The 19,578-nt window shown below is 45.8% G+C and carries 11 protein-coding genes; 2 read left to right on the top strand and 9 right to left on the bottom strand.

Annotated elements, in window-relative coordinates:
* Nucleotides 1-72 precede the first annotated feature (72 nt).
* Complete coding sequence (dnaN, locus tag QUA07_RS02910; protein ID WP_333322510.1) at nucleotides 73-1,470, bottom strand: DNA polymerase III subunit beta; 1,398 nt, start codon at nucleotides 1,468-1,470, stop codon at nucleotides 73-75.
* Nucleotides 1,471-1,492: 22 nt separating this feature from the next.
* Here dnaN and QUA07_RS02905 point away from each other — a divergent pair, with 22 nt between their 5' ends.
* Nucleotides 1,493-1,729 (top strand): hypothetical protein, encoded by a 237-nt coding sequence (locus QUA07_RS02905; protein WP_333322507.1) that lies wholly within the window; start codon nucleotides 1,493-1,495, stop codon nucleotides 1,727-1,729.
* 464 nt (nucleotides 1,730-2,193) lie between these two features.
* Here the strand turns inward: QUA07_RS02905 and QUA07_RS02900 are convergent, their stop codons facing one another.
* From QUA07_RS02900 to QUA07_RS02870, 7 genes are all read right to left on the bottom strand, one after another.
* Nucleotides 2,194-3,621: a DEAD/DEAH box helicase gene (locus QUA07_RS02900; RefSeq protein WP_333322503.1), complete on the bottom strand. Its 1,428-nt coding sequence runs from the start codon at nucleotides 3,619-3,621 to the stop codon at nucleotides 2,194-2,196.
* A 209-nt stretch (nucleotides 3,622-3,830) separates the two neighbouring features.
* On the bottom strand, nucleotides 3,831-5,072 hold the full coding sequence (locus QUA07_RS02895) for a hypothetical protein (protein ID WP_333322501.1): 1,242 nt from the start codon (nucleotides 5,070-5,072) through the stop codon (nucleotides 3,831-3,833).
* Between the two features lie 918 nt (nucleotides 5,073-5,990).
* On the bottom strand, nucleotides 5,991-6,308 hold the full coding sequence (locus tag QUA07_RS02890) for a helix-turn-helix domain-containing protein (protein WP_333316113.1): 318 nt from the start codon (nucleotides 6,306-6,308) through the stop codon (nucleotides 5,991-5,993).
* Nucleotides 6,277-6,627 (bottom strand): hypothetical protein, encoded by a 351-nt coding sequence (locus QUA07_RS02885; protein WP_333147495.1) that lies wholly within the window; start codon nucleotides 6,625-6,627, stop codon nucleotides 6,277-6,279. The genes QUA07_RS02890 and QUA07_RS02885 overlap by 32 nt, the downstream gene beginning before the upstream one ends.
* Nucleotides 6,628-7,370: 743 nt before the next feature.
* Entirely contained in the window at nucleotides 7,371-10,790 is a 3,420-nt protein-coding gene (locus tag QUA07_RS02880) for a plasmid replication protein, CyRepA1 family (RefSeq protein WP_333322498.1), read from the bottom strand.
* A 532-nt stretch (nucleotides 10,791-11,322) separates the two neighbouring features.
* A complete protein-coding gene (locus QUA07_RS02875; RefSeq protein WP_333322496.1) occupies nucleotides 11,323-13,056 on the bottom strand; it encodes a helix-turn-helix transcriptional regulator in 1,734 nt (577 codons plus the stop codon).
* Nucleotides 13,057-13,356: 300 nt separating this feature from the next.
* Nucleotides 13,357-14,172, bottom strand: a complete 816-nt coding sequence (locus QUA07_RS02870) for a DNA methyltransferase (protein WP_333322494.1) — start codon at nucleotides 14,170-14,172, stop codon at nucleotides 13,357-13,359.
* Nucleotides 14,173-14,467: 295 nt separating this feature from the next.
* On the opposite strand from QUA07_RS02870, the gene QUA07_RS02865 reads away from it, so the two are divergent.
* Nucleotides 14,468-15,442: a tyrosine-type recombinase/integrase gene (locus QUA07_RS02865; protein ID WP_333322492.1), complete on the top strand. Its 975-nt coding sequence runs from the start codon at nucleotides 14,468-14,470 to the stop codon at nucleotides 15,440-15,442.
* Between the two features lie 244 nt (nucleotides 15,443-15,686).
* On the opposite strand, the gene QUA07_RS02860 is transcribed toward QUA07_RS02865, so the two are convergent.
* Nucleotides 15,687-19,565, bottom strand: a complete 3,879-nt coding sequence (locus tag QUA07_RS02860; protein WP_333322490.1) for a hypothetical protein — start codon at nucleotides 19,563-19,565, stop codon at nucleotides 15,687-15,689.
* Nucleotides 19,566-19,578: the final 13 nt, after the last annotated feature.

Here is a 19,578-nt window from a genome sequence, read left to right as displayed (position 1 = left end):
TACTTACAGCAATAGGCTCCAAATTTTTGCAGGAGAGGGCATCAAATATAGATGCCACTCCCACATGCACGACTATTCTTGCGGAGCGACAATATATTCGCACTCTAAAGCCTCTGTACCCGACGCAGGCGTTCCAAACGGTGCAATCAGTAGGGGAGCGGTAGGAGTTGCCATTAACACCCGCAAATCAGAGCTGGAAATTGCTTTGGCTGTATCAATCAAATAGCGGATGTCACACTTGAGACAAAACTCACAACCCCATAGCTTGGCATCAACTGTCTCAGTTCCTGAACTGAGAGTATTGTTGAGTGATGCTCGCACTTGTTGGGCATCTAAATCGAATTCTAAAATAGCTGTTAGGTGAGACTTGTCGCTGTGAGAAGCTAACCTCTCTAAGGCTTTTAAAAAGCTCAGCCTCTCAACCACCACTTGATGGCTAAATTGATGCCGATAGGGAGCGATAATTTGGTCACAAATTGGATATTGCCCTTCTAGCAACTTCGTTGTCAACCGCCAATTATTCCACTCGAATGCGACAAAATTACTAGGTTGCTCTGGCAAACCTTCATAGTAAATCGTAACTTTGTCAGCAGAATTCAAAGAACGCTCCAATAACCGGAGTACCTTAGCAGGGACAGTAAAATTAACTACTTGACGGCTCAAAAGATAGGAATTGCCGCTTTCGTTCAATCCTAAAACCATTGCTATCCGATGCCCATCTGTCGTCCAAACTCTCAGTTGATCGAGTCCTCTGTCTGCGTCGTGACTGAGTTGAAAATTCCCTCCTGTTAAAATGCGTTTGTTTTCCTCAGAACTTACAGCAAATAAGCTAGCTTTTAGGACAGAAATTAACACGCTAGCAGGAAGCGTTACAAGTTTCTGTTGAACGCTGGGGATAGCCGGAAATTCGTCCGCAGCTAGCCCGCGAATGGCGTGCTTGCTTCTTGACGCACTCAGAGTGGCACTGACTGATGGAACGTGGCTTCCTTTAATAATTTCAGAAGAACTCTTTAAGGTAAGGCTGCCGTTAGGAAATTTTCCCAGAATGTCAGCAAGTATGGGTGCGGGGATGGTAAGCTTTCCAGATTGATTGACATTCGCACCAAAGCTCACTTGCATTCCAAATTCTAAGTTGTAGGCAGTTAGATGCAAATGTTGAGTTTCTGCATCAGCTTCAATCAAAATATTGGACAAAATGGGATGGCTGCTATTGCTGGGAATGATGCCTTTCAGGGCTTGTATATAATCGTTGAATTCTCTTGAATTGCAGGCAACTTCAATAGCTGATGGGAGAGTAGAAGGGGAAGGCAATATTGCCTCATTTGACAATGTTTCTAGAGAAGGAGCATCGACGGCTGGAAGTGCTGCAAAATTTGTGCAAGTTTGCGAGGCTTCTACTTTTTGTGGAGAGATTGTTAAGGGTTCGCAAACCGAGTCAGTTTCAGTTGTTGCTTTGACTGATTTCTTCACAGTTTTGGCAGAATTATGTGCTGTGGCACTCGAGCGTTTTTTCTTAACTGTTCTCTCCAAATTTTCCTCTTTAGGGGGTGTTCCTGTTAGTCGAGATTTTGCCATAATTAGTCTGGTGTCAGGGGTGCGATTGGCCGCTGCGGTAGCAGCACTTATTCAGGTTGTTGAGAAAGAGGAGTGGGAAGGGGAAGGAGAAGGAGAAAGAGAAGGAAAAGGAGAAAGAGAAGGAAAAGGAGAAAGAGAAGGAACCCACGCTTAAAAACATAGGATTGAAGGGTAGACATTTTGTATCTAACTCGGTGGGTATCGATACAATTATTGATTTTTTGAGCGTTGCTATCAACCCACAACTAAAGTTTTTTTCTCCATCTTTATCTTCTCTTTCCCCTTGCCCTTTCGTTTCCTTGTTCGCCTTATTTTATAAATAGGACTTACGCACAGACTCTACTTTAGGAATTACGCAACTGGCATAGTCCAATCGATTTGTAGGGTGCGTCAGACTTTCGTTATAAGGCGATTATCGAGGGTTTGGGATAGTAGCGCACCTTACTAATTGTGCCAGTTGCGCCCAGGACTGTACTTGTAGGTGCTGATGGCACACGTTACTACTACAGATAGTGTAAAAATTGATTTATGCAGCCTAAGTCCCGATGGAGAAGCTTTTTGAAAGTTGAGTGTTACTGACTGTTTTCTACAAACGTATGTGCCTCTTGGTTGAAGACTTTACCTCTTGGTTGAGAAGTTTACATTGTACTTGAGAATTTTATTGTTTGAGTACGAGTCATTGGGGGCAACAAATAATATCCGATATCGGCAGCGGCTTGCACCGACATAATAAAGTCGATGGTACTCTTTAAGTTTCTGTTGACTGCTCAAATCTTGACCGATTAACAATCTGCTGAAAAGGTCGCTTCCGTCAATGCCAACTTCATCAAAAGTGCTGCCTTGCGAATTGTGAATAGTCAGAGCAAAGCAATTGTTAATTTCAGCAAACAAGTCATCTTTGAACCAGTAATATTTCCTCCAAAGAAATCCATTGCGTTTAGCACTCTTTAGCTTTTCTTTAAGTTCAGCCTGGTAGCGCTTATTTTCAGACTCGTGCAGGACAAAGATTTGCCGAAATAAACCGTCATCAGTCACAATTTTTAGCAGCCAAACTCGATAGCCTCCGTGCTGGTTAATCTCAACTTCCTTGACGGTAAATTCCGTTGAAGTCGGCAAAATTACGGTTTTGCCGTCAGGTGCCATGACGGGTTTTTTGGTAATTAGCCTTTCTCCCGGTACAAATTGGGGTGCAGCTTGACCGTAGACTTGTTCTCTGATAAGCTGATTGTAGTATCTGACTCGTTTGTTAGTCCAGCACAGAATTCTGAAGCGATCGGGATTTTGACTAAATTCTAGATCGATCGTTTTGACGGCATATTGTAGCAGCGTTTCTGATTTAACTTTGAATGCACCGTTTGACTTGTCTCCTTTTTTGTATTTAGAGTGTGGCAAAAATATGTCTGCTTTGCTATTGACAAAAGAGCGGCATTCTGTTATGAAATCGAGCACAGGGCTTTCCCCTGCTTGCCTGACAACTTTGGTCAGTACAGCTTTATTGGTAATGCTGAAAGCAGGCGACTTTTTTTCTCCTACAGGATTGAGCTGAGCGGGGTCGCCCATTAAAATTAGCTTGCGGTGATTAAAGAATGTGCGTTCAAAATTGCGTTCTATCCATTTCCACAATTCGCTTCCAACCATCGAACATTCGTCGAGGAAGATGATATCGTAGAGGTGAAGGCTGCTGGAACTTGTCTGTGACAAAGCTTTTTCTTGTTCTTTTCTGACCATGCCTAATCCTAAAAGTTGGTGTATTGTCATAAAATCTACTCCGAAAATGCCTTGAGACGCTGCCATTTTTCTGAGGATGCCGACTGCTTTGTTAGTAGGTGCTGTGAGGGCAATGCGTTTGCTTTGACTCAAGAGTTCTTGGATAATTTGAAAGACGATTGTGGATTTTCCAGTTCCTGCGTAGCCGCACAGCAAGAAGAATGACTCGGTAGTGGTTAGAAAGCTTCTTAATTTGTCGATGGCTTGCTGCTGTTGCGGTTTGAGCGTGAAGGGAAATTGTGTAAGTTTTTGGGGTTGTTCGAGTAAGGTTTGAATCATTAGTTACTGTCCATTACTAATTTTATCAATTTCTGATTAAGCGTTAGCTTGACGGGGAAGTCTTTCAAGAGTAGGTTTTTTAGATTCCGGGCAAGGAAGATTCCTAAGTCTTGTTAATAAAAATTTTAAGACAAATAGGAAATTTTTCTGTTTTTTGTTCCACCAAAGAAGCACCGTCCACACCCTACGAAGTGCTTGCTACTTCCCACTCATCTCGTAAATGGCGTCCTTTCTAAATCAAGTTCAGCAACTTTGGCGAGAGCTTCTAAACGCTTGTTTAATGTTTTATGTCTGGGACATTCTACAGCGTACTCGTATTTATAACCTGTATGTTGAAGTTCGGAAATTTGGCAATCAATTAAGTTGCTCAGGTGGCCGACTAGCTTTTTGACAGGTATTAGCCACGCCTTAGCTAACGCTTTAGTACGGAACCCAATCCAAGCTGTAAAGTAGGAGCCGTCTTCGCTAATTTGATAAGCCACATTGGGCGATAATTTAACAATAGGTTCGATGCGGGCAATACCCAAACCTTTGAGTTCTGTCAAGCTGTAACTTAGGAGTTCTCCGCTGTTCCAATGGATGTGAAATGGACGTGGCTCTTCAACGTTCAAGCGTTGGACTGTCCCCATTCGTTGAACTCCTTCTCGGTGCTGTAAAATGCAATCTCCCTCTCTAAATCCGTAGAATCCTTGTTTCTTGGCTAGGTTTTCTAACTGCTGCTTCCAGGCTTCTTCCCAAGCTACGTCAAAGTCAAGAAGTTCGTAATTTTCTTCGCTCAATTGTCGAGCTAGTTTTTCTTTCAACTGCTGTTTTTGGAGCGGCATAGCGAATTCTAAGAAATTATCGGGCACTTCAAGAGCTAAATGCGTCTTAGCTCTGATTCTGAGTTCATTGACAGACAAACAGCGGGTGTCTTTTAATTGCTGGGGTGCAGGAATATCTATAGTACAACTTGTCAGGTAGCCGGGAAACAAGTTGATGGGAAAGAGATAAGATTGGTCGAGAGTAGAGATAAGAATGTGGTGTTCACTCAGCGATTCTACTTTGAAACGAGTTGCGTTACTAAATTGTATTTGTTCGGAATTAGCGAGTACGATAGTTGTGCAAGCTGGAAGTTCTCCAGCAGTCTTTTTAGGGATAAACTTAGGAACGAGAGAGATTTTGAGGACGCGGATTTCGTCGAGGTTATAAGTCCAAGAAAATGAATCTTGACCGGAAATTGCGTCCCAAGTAATTGTCACAGGTTTTTCATTTTTGTTGAGAGAAGTAACAGTACCGTATTGGTTGCCAGTTTTAACGATATCATTTAACGTGAAGGGATATTGTTGAGAAGGTGCGGGAATGAGGAAAGGAAAAATTACGGCAGCTACTTCTTTTATTTGAGGGGATTCCTGGCTTGCTGATTCAGGAAAAGTGTGGTGGGGGTTTATAAGAGAGTTGTTAGCGTTCATAATGCCAAGAAGTTAGTTATCACTTAACTTCTCCCGCTAGGGGGTAGCTTTAAATTTGCAGGTGTCCTTAACAAAGGATTCTTGAGCCACCAATTGCAGGAAATAAATTAGCTGTTGTTAGAGGGAGGCTCTGTTGCGATCGCAAGCTATACTACTATTAGCCATATCTACGATTGCACAGCTATTAATCAGAGTATATTTACTCATACAATTGTAATTATCCGTACAAATGCGATAGCTCTAAAGCGTCAATCAAGACTATGATAAAAACTTGTAGTTAGTACAATTTAAAAACTCGGATGCTAACAATTTATTTAGTTAAGAGCATTCAATTGATAAAAAATTCTCCCAGCTATCAGTAGGTACTGTCGCTGGGAGAAATCGCTGGAAACTCGGTTATTCAACTAACGCAGGTATCTCGATTAACTCGATTTTAAACCTTCGCTGCATTCGCCATTATTCTTTAGGCACAGTAGGCTTTGGTTGGATGTCAAAAATAATCACAAATGTGCGCGTTTTAACTAACCGCTTCAAAACCCGTAGATGATCGTCTGCATCGTTTCTCTTACGAAATCGTGCCACAATAACACGCTGACAATTAGGAAGCAGGCTAATGATACACCACGGGTGCAATTTTTCAGAGTAGGTCATTTTAGTACCTCAGCATTAAAAGTAACAGATTGTGCTCTTGTTTCATTGCTTGCCAAGACAGTAATTGAATAATCTTGTCAAAGACAGGTCACGGTGACATTGATATTTGACAAGGTTTGTGCTAAGACAAGCTCCAATTATTTTTTGATGCTGAAAAAGCTTGATGTATAGCAGCCAACAAAACTGTTAGAACAAGTCAGCAGTATATGATTGCGACAACGTATACAGTCGTTGCCCTAAACAGTCTTTCCGTTATACGCGCCACTATTAATCCAGGCTATTCTCTTCGCAAGGCGGACACAGGAAAGCCACCAATGTCTCTGGAATTTCCTCAAAATGCTCCAGCAAAAAATCCATTAAAGCCAAATGACGCAAATCGACAGCAGTAGGAAATCTGCGATTTTTACCCGTTTTAAACCAACGCCGCACTGTAGAATCAGAACGAGAACAAATAAAAGCGATTTCCTCATAACTCACTCCCCACTTTGCATAAAACTGCCTCGGTGTCATTCGCAGTTGGCATTGACTGTAAACTGCAATCAAATTGCGTTCTCTATCGGTCAGATTCTGCTGCTTTTTTATCATCCTCAAACTTCTCCAAATCTTCCTCCCAGGCAGTATCAAACTGACACCACGTTGCACTTTTGGAATCAGGAGTAAGGCAAATGATATAACACCACATCCAACAGCATTGACATTGTTCGTAGTTGTAAAATTTGCCGATAACCATTCCTCTGTCAGCTTCTTCGCTAACACCCGTCCAGCGCACCATTTCGCCACAGTTAAAGCGCGGGGGATGAATTTTGGCAAAGTTGGCAGGCAATTCAATTGCAGGCGGCATATCCTTCAAATGTTTTAGTGGCAAAATTGAAATCAAATCTCGCTTTCCTTTTGGGATTGACATGAGTTTTTAACTGTGCATCTATTGCACCTGATTTGTTTTGATAAATTTTCAGATCAATTTCTCGCTAGAGAAATTGCAGAGCGACATTTCTTTAAATCACTCAATGAAAATCTCTAATATTAGAGCCTGCATTAATTGCAAGCGGATGCAAGCACAATCGTCTGATATTCACGCACTTCAAAGATATGATGGGAGGCTAGGTAGCATCGATTGCTGAGCGCGCGACAACTGACAGATATGCCAACAGAGATGAAGCGTTTGGAAAGACGCTATCCTCTATCAAACAAATCTCTAATTTAACTTGTGAGGGATTGGAATCTTTCAAGTTTTTACCGGATACCTGTCGGAGTTATTATTTATTGGCTTGAGATATGTTTATTGGCGATCGCTCGCAGCATTACTTGCTTTGAAGAGCGCCAACTGCGCCCCCCACAGAACTCCTGCGATAGGGGTATTGCGGTCTTTCGAGGCAATATAGTCTGAGACCGCACGCATAGGTGAGCGCGATCGTTCCATCCGCGAATTCCCGTCGAGATCGCGTTTGAAAAGTATTTTTTCGGCGAGCCGGCGCCGCGAGCGTCTAATACTGTACTGAGACGCGGCCGGACTCAGATGAGTCTTTTACATGAGGGTAAAGGCTGTGAAGTCCTTAGCAGAGTAGGCTCTGCGGAACAGACAATCCTTTACAGGTCGCGCTGGGACTAAACGAATCGCACTTTTTGGCAGCGTTCTCACCTTGCCCCTCAATCCGCCAGCTCCAAACGGCGATCGCAAGTGTGGACGATCGCACCCGAAAGCAACGATTCCACCATCACTCGAGCGCCTGAGACAGCTTTAACCACATATTTTTGAACCTCACCAACAAACCGCACAAGCGCGCCCACCTTCAATGAGTGTCCTGCGTTCGCAGCTTCATCAATTGGTGGCACACCCCCCGATATCTTCATATCTTTATCCGACCCTGTGCCGCCAGGAACCCCTTCCAAACATGGAGCCACGGCTTCTGCCAAAGAGATAGCCTTCTCATCCCGCTGCTGCCAAGCTGCAAAAATCGCCGACCTGCCGTCGTTGGGGAAATGGAACTGGTAAACTCGAATGCGCTTGGACTTGCCCAAAGCATCTCGTTCCTCCGACCTTTCTTGGCGAACCAGTCGCAGGGTAAAGCCCAGCTTCCCCTTCAAAACGTACTGAACCACCTCCATTGGGTGGGCATTAGGGTGGACGTTGATACCCAGAAAATCTTTCACGTCCGCAGAATACTGCTTAACCCTTTGAGCAAAGGCTATCACCTCCGGGTCAGTCCCTCGATACTCCCTGTCTGAGTCAAAGAATTCCATCAGCCCCAACTTTTTGAGAGCTTCCACAGAAGCTTTCAGGAAGCGCAAATCTTGCGGGCAAACCTTCCCTTGACCCCTTTCTTGATGGCCTGCCAAGTGATTTTTATCTCGTTTCCTGACAAACTCTGGGTCATGGGTCAAATAGTAATGCAGGCGAATTTGAGGCAGCCAGCCGTCGTCGTCCTTCAATTTCAGCTCGGGCGTCACCGACACACCATAAGTCTCTTGCAGTTGGTACTTGCGCTCTTGATTGAGTTCGCCGTTTGTCTTGGAGCGCTTGTCCTTCAACTTCAGATACTCAGACAGAGTAATATCAGGAGCACCAGCAACAGCATCCGCTTCTACCCTGCGGTTCTCTTGCTGAATTGACTCAGCCTCTTCCTTAACCAGAGCAGCTCCGACATTTCGGAGAGTTAATTCATTTAACCGAGCATCAACCTCCCGGACAAGCTGCTGCAAGAGCTTCCAGTTTTTGACCGCGCTGGCTGCTATTTGCTGCGCTAATCCCTCTAAAAGGAGTTGTTCTAGCTGATTTTCTCGGCACAGTTTTACCTGAAACCCTTCAGCTTTTAGGCTGTACCTAATCGCCTCCCTGTAATGCCACATTCCGGCATTAATTCTAGCAGCCATTTTTGCCCAAGTTCTCAGGTGAACCGGGTCGTGGGCCGCGTCGATGTCGAAGTCAACTCCTTGCAGCAAGCGAATATTGGTTTTGATAACCTTCTGCTGGGAAGCGAGGAGAGCTCGGTAAGAAGCGCTGCCGTTGCCAATTTTGCCAATGCCAAAGGGCGCTGTCCAAACAAAGACTGGAACATTTTCATCCCTGACGCGAGCGAGACCTTGCAAGGCATCGTTGACGGCAATTGCTCCTTTGAAAATGCCGAATACGGCTGTAAAATAACCGCGAATGTCGATGCTAACTCCTGTGCCAATGGTGGGGCTAGCGATGATGATGTCGTAGTTTTGAATGGTGGCATTAAGTTTCTCAACGCAGCCACAAGCAGGGTGGTTGGGGTCGGCTACTGACTCGCTATCAATCCTGAGAATGCGCTTGTTGGGAAATCGTTTTTGCAGTTGTGTTTCTAGGTTGCGACACGACCATTTTCCTTTGACTTTTTGGGAGTCTTCAACAACCATAATGTGGGGCCTGTTTCGATCGAGCGGGCAGCAGAGGGCGCGACTTTCAAGGTCGCAGCCGGTGACTTCTCGCGACAGAATTTGCTCCATTTGAGCGAATAGTGGTGCGGGACTTTGAGTGGCGTAGAAGATCGCGTCCCGCTCTTTTTTAGGTTTCCATTCGTTGACGGCAATCCAAGGTTCGAGAGGGATGCCAGCAAGCGCCTTCAAGTAGTCGATCGCGCAATCAGATAAATCAGCATCCTGGGCAACGATTAAGCCGCCGGTGGTTAAGACGGTGCGAATGAGTTCTTGCAGGGTTTGCAAGATGGCGACGCGGTTTTCGCGGCAGGTGCTGGAGTTCAAGGCGTGCCAGATGACTTGTTCGCACTCATCAATGAGGACGATCGCCCCAGACCAGTTTTCGGGGTTGAAACGGGCCATTGAGTGGGGGTGGAGGCTGTCTACACACAAGCCGTACCCGAATAATTTGCCTTCCGGCGAGTTCTTGGTTTCGTCGATGTAGTTGATTCCCAACCCGGCGCAGATGGCGCGGCCGAGCTGAATCCTGTGGGTGATGACTAGCACGCGGCGTTCGCCCGTGTTGAGGGCGTGGGAAACCAGGTGGGCGAGGGAGCGGGTTTTGCCGGTGCCTTTGGGGGATTTGATGCAGGCTAAGCCGGCCTCTGGATAGGGGAGTTCTCCCAGATAGCGAGAATTTAGCGTTAAAGACGCGGGATAGGTTAAAAGCCATGATTCCCTATCCTGCCAAAATTGGAAGCCTCGTGCTGCGTTTTGGAGGGCAATGAGCGCATCCTCGCCTCTGGCTACCACGAAATCGTCGATGCCTTTCTCCGGTCCTGGCAGAGTGATGACGCTGACGGAGCATTTGGCGGTCGTGAACAGGCGGCCGAGTTTGTCAATCTCGCGGTTGACGTTGAGGACGGTAGAGTGCTTGCTGTCGCGATCGAAGCCGATGTAGATTTCCCGCCCTGGGGTGGCGAAGTGTTGGAGTTCGGGGATGAGATAGGGGTTGCACTTCTCCCCTAGCGCGTTTTTGGTTCTGACACCCATTGTAACGCCGGGGAGGGCAATGGCCGCGTAGCCCATTGTGAGCAGGCAGGCGGCTTTTTTTACGCCTTCGACGATGATGACGGGGATGTTGTTGAGCCAAACCCATTCCCAGAATTGAGGGGGGTTCGTGGGGTTGCGGAGGAGCACAGGGGCAAAAGGGAGATCCGTCTCCCCCGTTCCTGTACTCCCCATCTCTAAGTCCTCTGGGTTTTCTGGGTTGATGGGGACGCCGTGGCGTTCTGCAACTTTTGCCCAGATGTGGTCTGGGACTTGCAGGAAGAAGGCTCTGGTGGGGGTTTTGGGGGGGTGTTCGTATTTAACGGGCTTGGTTTTACCGTTTGGGTCGAAGCTGTTGCGGGGCTGATAGGGTTTGAAGCAGCCCCAATACATGGGCTGCCAGTTGTTGAGGGGGTCAAGGCCCGAACACCACCAACCACCGTGTTCGATGTGGCTGTAGTGTTTTCTGGCCCACCGCCATTGTGCGTCGGGGTGGACTCTGCCGGAGGCGGCGTTAATTTCGTAGAGGAGGTAGGCGTAGGGGGCGTCGCCACTAAGAGTTTGCACGTTGAGGGCGAAGATGGCGGAGTCTACGCCGCTTTCTTGCCATTCAGTGAGGGTGGACTTAGACAAGACCATAACGCACCCCCATGTTGGCTGTGTTGACCTTCTGGCCTAGTAGCAATGCGAAAGGCACTCCAAGTTGCACCCGAATCTGGCTACCGCCAGAGCGCCTCATGAACGGGTCAGATGGGGTTAAGTGGACTATGAGTCTCTGTGAGGACTGATTTTGAAGGTCAATGCCTGTGCTATCTCGATAAATCTTCACCGGGCTATTCCTTGAGTGGGGAACATCCCTTTGTCTCATGTTCTGAAAATCGCTGCTTGCACGCCGATCAAAGATAATTAATTAATTAAGATAATCCAGGCGTAGTAAAGTTCTGAAACGCTTGCTGTAAAACGGTTTCAAATTTGAGAGGTAGCTAGATCCGGGTGTTTTGGTAGCTAGATCCGGGTGTTTTGGTAGCTAGATCCGGGTGTGTCCGTAGTAAAGTCGTAAGCCTTGCCAGATAATAGTTTGAAGGTGATTTTGAGGTCATTTTTGCCTTACTACGCAAAACTCCAGCCTTACTACGCTTGGGGCTGGAGTTCGAGTTAAAGGGATGGGAAGCTAGATTGACAGTTCCGGTAGCACTTTAGGCAAGATTTTTCTGAGGTGGGCGGCGGTTTTGGGGCTAATTGGCTTGCCGCGCTGAAGCTGTGAGACTAGCTGCTGAGATATGCCCAGCTTTTCGGCGATGGCTCTTTGCTTCGTCCAACCCTTTGCTTCACAAGCCTTCTGTATCGGTTCCCACTCTAACGGGGCAGCAGATGCTGATTTCCGTTTCCGGGGCAAAGATGCTGATTTTTTAGCAGCTATCAAGGCAGGAATTTTACCGGGAGGCTTGATGGTGACGCCAGCTTCTAGCAGTAAATCAATAATTCTTTTTTTGCAATCTTTGGGTTTACCTGTTGTACTTCCAGGACGCAACCATTCTGGGTAGGTTTCAGAGTCATATATAATCTGCCAATCTAACTCAATCAATCGCATTAAAGCTTTACCCCACCGCTCCTTTATATCTTGAGCTTTGTACTTAACAGACCGCATTAATTCAATTTGATTTTTCGGCATAACCATCTCTAGGACGGTCTTAACCGTGTATTTTCCATTTGTATGAATGGCGCTTTCTGTTGTTATATTGATGGCAATTAAAAATGCTAGCTCATCATGATAGGGGTTCATTTTTAGCGTCGATTCTGAAATCCAACCAAACTCATATAAGGCCACTGGAGGCTTGGCATTCTTGCCAGGTTTATTAAAGAAAAACTCAGTCCATCTACCCGCCCGAATGAAGGCTACTATTTCTGTTGGTTCATCAATTTCATTTGTGAAAATGTTACGCTGCCCGTAGCGCTCCACAGCAACGTCCCAAATGAGGGAATTCATATCGCATCCTAGCTTCCCGATATTCCATTTAATGGTAGCGTCCAGCCTTCTCAGAAGCTTCAGGCATTGCTCTATCCTGAGTAACTTCTGGGAAGTGGTCATATCTTTACGCTCACCCCAACCCATTAAGTCTATGAGGTTAGTGCCACCATTTTTCCCAGTTCCAGCTAGCTTAATTTCAGTTCTCCAAGGCACAGCTTGTTGAAAAACATAGGCAGATAGTAAACAGTGGAGTTTGGCAGTATCTTTCCCCAAATTGCCAAATTCCTCAATAATTCCCCAGGCGGCCTTGCCTGTAAAGTAAAAATATTCTTTAGTAACTGGGTCTTTATCCTTTAAGGCTAACTTAACAAAACCCGTGTTGTAATTATCTCGAAAAAACACATTTTTATGGGCATCTTCTTGCCAATCCCAAATTCGTAATAAGGACTTGCAAGCCGTTCTAGGAGGGGCTGAGGTGAGTATTTGAGTGATTGTGGTGCTGATAAATACCTGGGGTTCGGTTGCGGGAACTGTTTTTGAAGCCAGCCCCAGCATAGCGGTTAACTCATCTAGTGTCCGATTGGATAAATCGAGTGGCTCTAGAAAAATTAAAGCTGAATCAAGTGCCACGTTTTTCCATAAATTTTCCTCGGTTCTACCTGCCTGAAGCCAGAGGGTCAGATGATTTAATATCTCCTCTGCTTTTGTCAAGTAGAAAGCATCATCAACTATCTGCTCTTTGAGAAATTTTTCGAGTTCATCAACACACTTAGGACTAAAGCCTTCTAATGTTTCATCCCTTTTAGTAATTTCGGTATGAATCCCCATTGCTACATTCAAGGCCAAAGTTTCTAAAAAATTCCCTTGGCGTAGCTTCTTGGCGTACTCTTGAATGCGCTCGCCATCTATCGTGGTGGTGGTAGTAGATAACTCCATAGCCTAGCCTCTTCATGCCAATAATAGTTACAGGTTTGATAGACAAATATCTCACTTGCTTTATCGAACCGTTTTGTAAGGAGTAACCCGAACTTTCCGTACTACCACGCCCTGTATCCCCAAAGCATTTGCGTTCCAGTGGTGGCGAGAGATAATGTGTTTTTCCACTAACTTCACGATCGAAAGCTCTCCCATATACTTGTCCCAATTCGCTCGTTACTACAGTTTACCATAACGCTATTATTTTAACATTTTCCAGTAATAATTTCCTGCTCTATCGCTGTTAATTTCTGCCCGAAACTAAGAACTGTTGATACAAGCTATTGTCAAATCTCGATCATCCCCTAACCCACAAACAGCATTCGCACAGAGGGACGTTATGCTTCCGGTTTTTCCACTAATTTCTCCTGCAAAGCACATCTCTAAGAGCGTAGCATCGGCATAGTCATAGTTATTAGCATAGGGCGGCGAGGTAATGATTAAATCAGCAAAATCATCCGGTACGCCAAGACAAGTCCGAGCATCAGAGCGAACGCTCTTAGCAGTATTAGCTGCTGTTTTTCCTGCAATTCTCATGTCTTGAACCTGGGTTTGAACCATTAGCTCAAAAGCTAACATCGGCGACAATACAGATTTTTTGGTTTGGTTTGGTAAGATGTACTGCCAAGGGGCAGTTCCAACGCAGGAAACATGGCAGAGAATGGCTATAATTGTCAGCCATACCAACTCGGATTGAGGAGAATCGTCAGCTAATTGTTTCCAAGCCTGCCACAATCGATTTAAGCCTTCAAGGGAGCGATCGCTTAAACAAGAACGAATCAAAGCCGGATAATTATCTACACAGCCCGACAAATTTTCGGCACGTATTTTGACCTTTCTTATATGCTCTAAATAAAGAGCGGGGTCAGTTCGATATAACAACTTGGCTGAAGCAATCCTAGCAACGAAGGGATGAGCTTCTACTCCCAAGCATTCAACCCCCATTTTCTCAGCAGCAAGCAGCGTCGTCCCCGCACCGGCAAATGGATCGAAGACAGTCGCACTCCCCCGTTCCAAGGCTCTAGCAATAACGGTTTCGACCCAAGAGGCCGAGAAACCCGCACGCTCATCTCGCACCAGCGGTGAACGGGCAACTTGATGTTGTCTGTAAAGGTTGAAAAGGTGCTGTTGCCCTCTTGAGAGACAGGGGGCGGCGCTAGCGGCAGAACTTCCCCAAGAGGCAGCTTTAATTGTTTGACCATCAAAATTTATGCTCGTTCACTCAATTGCAGCGATCGCCGCTGCGCCTGCAAGGTTTTGGAGCCCGCCGCTCATCATTAGTACGCTCGCCGAACGGACTGGTAAATTATCCATCTTTTTGCACCCCAGATTCAGGTAATCTGGTCTGGAAAGCCAAATTATCAGACCGGCTATGGACTTAGAACACGCTGCTAATTCCTTTGGAGAAATAACTTCGACGCGCGACCTAGTGGCAGAGCTGTTAGCTGCCAAGCGCTCTGTCAACACTAGGCGTGCTTATGAGAAAGACTTGTACGATTTCTTTGCGACAATGACGGGGCTCTCACCTCACCCGGCATTGGTGCGCGAGTTCCTACGGCTGAACCGTTTCGCCGCTGTCGCGGTGGTTCTCAAATATAAAGCCAAACTAATCGACAAGGGACTCAAGGAAGCGACGATTAATCGGCGACTGGCGGCGATCAAAAGTTTGGTGAATTTTGCTCGCAAGGTGGGCGAGTGCGAGTGGAGTTTGGTAGATGTTGAAGGAGAGAAGGTGGTTCCTTACCGGGATACTACAGGGTTTGGCCGAGTTGCTTCAGAGAATGTGGCGGCGATGCAGTCGGTATTGTCCATTCCTGACCGGAGTACGCCCCAGGGAAAGCGCGACTATGCAGTTCTCCGGCTGCTGTGGGACAATGCGTTGCGCCGGGGGGAAATCGGCGGAGCCAATATAGGCGACTTTGACCCGCTAGCCCGAACTTTGAATATTTACGGCAAAGGTAGGGGAACTCAAGCGCAGCTAATTGACTTGCACAACGCGACGGCAGATGCGATTTCTGATTGGCTGAGCGTGCGGGGAGCTGCAATGCCCCAAGAGCCTTTATTTATCGCTTTGACAAAGCGGGAATACGGGTTGAGGTTGAGCGGGTATGCTATTTACAAGCTTGTTTTCTCAACTTGCTCCGCTGCGGGAATTCCTAAAAGAATCAGCCCGCACAGAATACGCCACGCTGCAATTACGACGCTGTTAGATGCAAGCAACGGCAATACGCGAATGGCGCAGAAGTTGAGCCGCCATACCAGCTCGAACGTCCTTAATTGCTACGATGATAATCGGCAGAGCTTGCAGCGGGAAGCGTCGGGGCTGCTGGCTGGTTTGGTACGCTAAGTTGAGATTTGTATGTTCGGATGGTAATCGAATACAAGACTATGGGGAAACTCATCGAAACTGTTAACTTTCGTCTGACACTCTAAGATTAGTTGGGTGCGACTGGCTGAACCTTTACCAGTTACAGCAGTGCATAACTGCGTTATTAGCAGGCAAGCTGATAGAAGGGATGCGGGGCAAGTCAACGAGCGACGGTTGCAGGTAATGCAGCAAAGCAGTTAGACTAAAATTCAGAAGGCGCTTGTCACCCCCTGAACAAAATAAGATTGAGTAGATTCAGGGAGCGAGAGTTAAGAAAGTAGTTTGCTCTGAACAAACCCCGACGAATCTGCGCCAAGTCGTAACTTTTAAAAATCACCCAAGGAAAATCAACGAAGCCATTGCCGATGGGGAGAAAATCAGTAGCGGGGTACAAAGCCTTGACATAACGCTCCAGTAACATACGAAACCTGTGACTCACAGGCGAGTTTTCACTCTCTTCTGTAAATGAGCGCCGGAGAGTTTCATCTGCAACCAAGAAATGTAGGGGAACAGCGAAATACTGGTCGCTGAAATTGCTAGAGTCGCTAAGTTGCTGCGTAATCTCCTCATTTTGCTTGAGCTTTTGGATGAAATCAAGAGCGAAGTAAATTTCATTTTTTATATCTTGTGGGTAATTTTTGCGCCAGATATTTTCCAAAGCATTTATGAATTCTGGCGTCGCGTATTTACTGACTTGGGAATAAGGGTCGAACCTGTAAAGAGATGTCACCGTGTTATTATTCATTGGGACGAGCAACAGTGAACCATCCACATAAAAAACCTGCGGGCTGAGTTCGATCTCCAACAAGTCAGCCATGCAAGAGCATTGGTCAAATAAGAAATCAACGCCTAACTCCAATAGAGACGGTAAGCTGATTTTCTTCCTTGTCTGTTCGTAGGAAACAGCAGAATTGGGTGAGCAAGTAGACTTCTGTATAAAGAATTTCGCCGATTCAAAAAAACAAGGCAAATGTTCGAGAGCAAGTTTAACATCTCGATCTTCTGGATGTAGACGTTGATGGCTCCGCAGCCGCTGCATGAGAGACTTGATACGGGTACTAAACGTCTCGCCCCCCGAATACATCCCTTTTCCGCCAATGGGAATCATTGCTGTGTTGCGTCCGCAGAGATATCCTGCACCCGTAATTCTCGTCATTATCGCTGTTCGCAAGACGAGCAAGGAACCTATCAAATTTGCGACGCGAGTGATCTGACTTTGTTGCTTGCTGGGTACATTGGTGAATACTTTTTCAACAATGTACACCGTCACTTTCTTAGGTTCGCGATCATTATTTTTTCCCTCGGCCAAATCGCCCCGACCTCGATAGATGGTCTGAATAATTTCCATCAGGTTGTTTTCTATCTGAAACCTAGGTAGCTCGACGATTATGTGTTTTGCATGAGGAAAGGAAATGCCGCGAGAAGCTGATGATGTCATAAATACTACTCTAACCTGGTCTTTACATTCAAGGCGGCTTTCCTTGTCTGGATCTGAAAGGGAATGTATTTCCAGATAAGCCTTATTTTTATCGAATCGAGGCCGCCTCTTTTTGACCAAATCTATTAATTGTATCAGACGTTGCTTGTCCTGAATGTAAACCAGTAATTGGTCTGAATTTTGCTCAGAGACGTGGTGGATTATTTCGGTTACTAGGGAATCGTCCCGCGCTGACTGACCCAGTTTATTTTTAAGGGAGCCATCCTCATTAATTTTACAAGTCTCGAAGAAAACTTTGTAAGTGAGTTCAATAAGTCTTGCTGGATATGAGTTGGCGTTAATAATGGTGGAATCAATAATTCCTCGCCGTGCTGACTCATCAGTAAACGACTGAAAACTAAGCTCTAGTGGCTCTCGCTCATTCTCAACAGGAGAACAGTAAATCTTAGCCGGCTCCGCTTCCCTTGTACCGAGGTGCGGCTTAACAACTTCAACACCTATTAGGGAAGCGTCAGCAACAATCAGTTTAGTATTAAAACCATGCGATTTATCGAAGAGTTCAAGCTTTTTATCCAGCCATTTCTGCATGGCGTGAAACCACTCAACCCCAGCGCTATCGCCCGTCACTTCGTCAACCATAACAATGATGTTTCTCAGGCGTGAAGATAATTTAATCATTTCCTCTGAAATCACTTCACCCTGATTTGTAACCGAACGGAATAGTCTATGAAAGTTATCTAAGGAGTCTCCGTATTTATTCACTTTACGGAGGGACTGAGTAGAGCAGGTAATCACAATTTTACTCACGCCCTTATTGATGAGAGCGTGACCAGCATCGCACAGGCTCCTAATCACTCCCGTTCCTGATTTTTTATCGTAGCCAAGCGAATTTCCTGAAAGACGACTTATTTCCTGTCTCGCTCTTGTGAGATGCTTTCCCTCATCTCCAACGCCAATAAAAGTTACCCCTGACCAATTAGAAGTATTAGTATCGGCATTAGAATAATATTTGACTGTTGGCAAGCCGTTGTTGGTGGCAATAATAGCGTGGCTGGTATAAAGGCAGTACAGGTCATCAGCAAACAAGCGCCCCGATTCAGTTCTAAATTTATTGATTGTGTCTTCGTTAACCGATAGTCGCGGACTGACGTAGAACAGCAGGAAGCCCTCGTTAACGCGATCGCGAAGAAAATCCACCACTGTCATTGTTTTCCCAATACCTGGATTTCCGGTCAGGAACAGATAGCGACAGGCGGATGACAGTTGTTCCTTTATTATTTGGGCATGAGCATTCCTTAGCGTAATTTTCTGAGGGAGGTTGTATTTTGAAGTAATCGAATCATCCAGAGAATCCGATGGATTGTGAAAATTACTAATTATTTCAGTGAAAGACACGGTTCTGTCCGCAGTGGTATTCATATCGCACAGCGAGTCAACAAATTCTTTTACTTTCTGTTCCTGGCGATCGCTCTTGAGTTCATATTCTCCTGCTGCACTGTTTCCAACGCTGACTCCCATTCCACCAGGTGCGTACAATAAACTATCGGCGACACTTCGCTTGATTAAATTGAGCATCTTAACAAGCGTCCGCTTATAACTATCGATTGAATTCTCTGTGTCAGACTTTTCCTGTCTCTTCATCGACTTATATGCGTCGGCGCAACGATCAAGGATGTCGAAATCTTCCCGTCCGACATTCAGAGTGCTAATTCCCTGCGTCGTGTAACCGATCGCCGTGACTTGGACAGTTGCATCCTTTGGTATCCTGTTCTCTGATTCGAGAAACTTGACAAAACTAGCGGAGTACGATGCCGCCTGCACCAACTTAACAAAGTCCTTGTCGTAATAAGAAAAAGCTGTCAGGTAATCCTTTATGTCACGCCCAATTATTAATTCTCGATTGCTTCCTTCCTTTGTGTCAATTTTTAAGTGATGATAAACACTTTTGGACATTAAGCGGTGCAGTTCCACTCCGAGAGACTCAAGGATTGATAAAGCACTCGATAAATTCCACAAATCGCAATGTTCTCGTTCATCAGTTGCACCCTGATTTTCCCCTTCGTTCAACTCGCTGCTGTCATTGCTATCAACGGTGAATGCAGACAAATCAACGCAGACGATGCGATATTCCTTTTTTCCGCCTCCCTCCCCCTCTTTCGACATCAGCATTAATGTGTCCGCCTTTAAAAATTCCCCCGTTGTAGCGTATTTATTTATGTATGGGAAAACCTTATCTGGGGTAATGCCCAACTGGGAAAGGATTTGAGAATAGCGGTCATGTTCGTTTTTTTCCAGCGTTCTCATGCTGGTTGCATCCGAAAGACAGCACTGCACGTACAGCAATTCCCAATATCTGCTTGTATTAGAGGAGTACCCGAACGCATCCATCAGTTCGTGCCATAAACCCAAACCGCCAAGATGACCCCGCAGAAGTAACAACTTGCCCCATGTTGTCCATATTCGCTGACTCTCCGCGTCAATAAATCCCTCTTTCAATTTCATTTGGACGAGGCTATTGACGACTCCTCGATGATTGAGTTTTTTCAAATCATCGATGAATAAACCCATGTGGGCATATTTCATCCCTGTTTGATGAATCGCCGTCAATATTCCCGCGTTAAATGCTAGCTCGAAAAGATGTCCTTGTGCCTCTCTTATTTGCATTTACAGATCCTCT

Source organism: Microcoleus sp. T3_A4 (genome assembly GCF_036700465.1).
Taxonomy (GTDB): Bacteria; Cyanobacteriota; Cyanobacteriia; order Cyanobacteriales; family Microcoleaceae; genus Microcoleus.
This window is presented reverse-complemented; position numbering and strand designations above follow the sequence as displayed.

Excerpts from the sequence above, each read along its gene's own strand:
- QUA07_RS02875 (WP_333322496.1), bottom strand. The coding sequence starts at position 13,056 with ATGGAGTTATCTACTACCACCACCACGATAGATGGCGAGCGCATTCAA.
- QUA07_RS02890 (WP_333316113.1), bottom strand. The coding sequence starts at position 6,308 with ATGATAAAAAAGCAGCAGAATCTGACCGATAGAGAACGCAATTTGATT.
- QUA07_RS02880 (WP_333322498.1), bottom strand. The coding sequence starts at position 10,790 with ATGGTCTTGTCTAAGTCCACCCTCACTGAATGGCAAGAAAGCGGCGTA.
- QUA07_RS02885 (WP_333147495.1), bottom strand. The coding sequence starts at position 6,627 with ATGTCAATCCCAAAAGGAAAGCGAGATTTGATTTCAATTTTGCCACTA.
- QUA07_RS02865 (WP_333322492.1), top strand. The coding sequence starts at position 14,468 with ATGGACTTAGAACACGCTGCTAATTCCTTTGGAGAAATAACTTCGACG.
- QUA07_RS02860 (WP_333322490.1), bottom strand. The coding sequence starts at position 19,565 with ATGCAAATAAGAGAGGCACAAGGACATCTTTTCGAGCTAGCATTTAAC.
- QUA07_RS02895 (WP_333322501.1), bottom strand. The coding sequence starts at position 5,072 with ATGAACGCTAACAACTCTCTTATAAACCCCCACCACACTTTTCCTGAA.
- QUA07_RS02900 (WP_333322503.1), bottom strand. The coding sequence starts at position 3,621 with ATGATTCAAACCTTACTCGAACAACCCCAAAAACTTACACAATTTCCC.